At 67.4% G+C, this 2,328-nt stretch carries 2 protein-coding genes; one reads left to right on the top strand and one right to left on the bottom strand.

The genetic code is table 11. The annotated features are described in order from the left end of the window. On the bottom strand, positions 1-1,070 hold a 1,070-nt coding region (locus tag C1I97_RS35565), incomplete at its 3' end, for an MFS transporter (protein WP_181447068.1). Positions 1,071-1,232: 162 nt separating this feature from the next. On the opposite strand from C1I97_RS35565, the gene C1I97_RS35560 reads away from it, so the two are divergent. Next, a complete protein-coding gene (locus C1I97_RS35560) occupies positions 1,233-1,790 on the top strand; it encodes a MarR family winged helix-turn-helix transcriptional regulator (protein ID WP_111007068.1) in 558 nt (185 codons plus the stop codon). The last annotated feature ends 538 nt before the right edge of the window (positions 1,791-2,328 follow it).

The following is a 2,328-nucleotide window of genomic DNA, read 5'->3' as shown; positions in this document are numbered from 1 at the left end:
GCCAACTGCTTCACCAGGGCGAAAGCCGAGTTGTACTGCCCCGCCAACCCGTCCGGCGCCAGATCCGCCACCAGCGGCGCGACCGTCGGCGACAGCATCGCCTCACCGAGCCCGAACAGCGCGTACGTCGACACGAACGCGGCCGTGGCCATCACTTGACTGCCGTGCCCGAGCCCCGCGTACGCCGCCGCGGCCCACGCGAGCGCCCAGATCAGCCCCACCGCCGCGATCACCCGCGACCGCCTCCGCCGCTCGACGAACTTCAGCACCGCGAACTGCGCCACCACGATCACCAACGTGTTCGCGGCCAGCGCGGTCCCCAGCATCGACGTCGAGACACCGGCGGCCTCCACGCCGTACGCGCTCAGCCCCGACTCGAACTGTCCGTAGCAGGCGAAGAACAGCACGAAGCCCAGCACGCACAGCTGCACCATGGCCCGGTTCCCGAGCAGCTGCTTCCAGCTGCCCGTCGCCGACGGCCCGGCCCCCGCCGATGCGTCCCCGATCCGGGGCGAGTGCGGCATGCGCACCGTCGACATCAGCACGACCAGCGTCAGGAACACCGCCGCCTCGATCGCGAACAGCAGCGTGAAGGAGAAGACCCGAGTGGTGTCGACGAGGTGCCCCCCGATGAGGCCGCCCACACCCAGTCCCAGGTTCTGCAGGAAGAACTGCGTCGCGAACGCCCGCGACCGCGTCCGGTCCGTCGAGCAGTCCACGATCATCGTCGCCAGCGCCGGCTGCATCACGGCCTGCCCCGCGCCGAGCGCCGCCGCCGACAGCAGTACGGCTCCGGCGCCCGCCGCCAGCCCCAGGCTCAGCGCGCCCAGCGCGGCCGTGACCAGGGCGGCGAGCAGGACCGGCAGCGGGCCGCGCCGCACGATCGCCCGGCCGGCGAACGGCAGCACGATCAGCGCGGCCACGGCGAAGACGGCGAGGACGAGCCCCGCCGTCATGGCCCCCAGCCCCCGCACCTGCGCCACATAGACGTACAGGTAGGGGACGGTGAAGCCGAGCCCGAACGCGCTGAGTGCGTTGCCCACGTGGATCCGGCGCATCGCTGCGCCCATCGCCCTGGTCACGTTCACCTCTCTCTTGCTCTCTCTGTCTCTCTTGGCGGATGGTTGAAGTACTCAGCAGTTAGAACTGAAGACTTAGAAGCTAAATTTCGACGCTGAAGAGTACATCTTGAAGGACTTCAATGCCAAGCCGAGGCGTGCCATACTGCGCCCATGGGCGACACCCCCGGCACCAGCACCGGCACCGAACCGACACTCGAAGAGCAGATCGCCGCCTACCAGCGCGAGTTCCAGGACCTCGACCCCCAGGTCGAGCAGATCGTCTCCGCGTTGTCCCGGCTCAACCGCCGGATGAACGTCGCCTACGGCCGGCAGACCGCCGCGCTCGGCATTACCAACGCCGACTGGGAGGTTCTCAAGGTCCTCGTCCTGTCCGGCGCCCCCTACCGCATGGGCCCGAGCGACCTCGCCAAGCGCCTCGGCCTGACCCCGGCCGCGATGACCCACCGCATCGACCGGATGGTCGCCGAGGGCCTGGTCACCCGGGAGCGCGACGAGTCCAACCGCGTCCGTGTCATCGTGGAGCTGACCCCCGCCGGCCGTGAGAAGTGGCTCGAGGCCATGCGCCTGGCCACGGTCTTCGAAGGCGATCTCCTCCAGGACCTGTCCCCGGCGGAGCGCACGGCCCTCGGCGAGGTCCTGATCAGGTTGCTCCGCCGCGTGGAGCACGCCCAGCCGGACGCCGGCGGACGGCTCAGCGACCTCGACTGAAAAAATCTTGACGAGGACGGTTGACAGCCCCCCGCCGGATCCGTAACGTTCTTCGGGTTGCCGCAGAGAAGTAACGCCTCTACGGCAGCACCTCCCGCCGCATGAGCGGCAAAAACCACAAGCATGATCTCCCAGCCGGGTTTTTTTCGGCGTGTCCGAAATTCAATTCACGCAGGGGACTCGTCGACCCCGAAACGGAACTCCGAGAGTCCGATTGGGAATCGCCGAGAGGATCCGCTAAGGTTTGAGACGTCGGAACGGCCCAACGGCCGTGAAGGCAAACCCCGCTGACTGGGGGTCAGGTCGAAAAGGGATCTGATAGAGTCGGGTCCGCCGGAAAGGGAAACGCGAGAGCGGGAACCCGGAAAGCGCCGAGGAAATCGGGTCGGGAAGATCTGATAGAGTCGGAAACACCGAAGGGAAGCGCCCGGAGGAAAGCCCGCGAGGGTGAGTACGAAGGAAGCGTCCGTTCCTTGAGAACTCAACAGCGTGCCAAAAATCAACGCCAGATATGTTGATACCCCGTCTCCGGCCGGAT

This window comes from Streptomyces sp. NTH33 (genome assembly GCF_003236365.1).
GTDB lineage: Bacteria > Actinomycetota > Actinomycetes > Streptomycetales > Streptomycetaceae > Streptomyces.
Note: the sequence above shows the minus strand (reverse complement) of the source record. Positions and strands in the feature narration are given on the sequence as shown.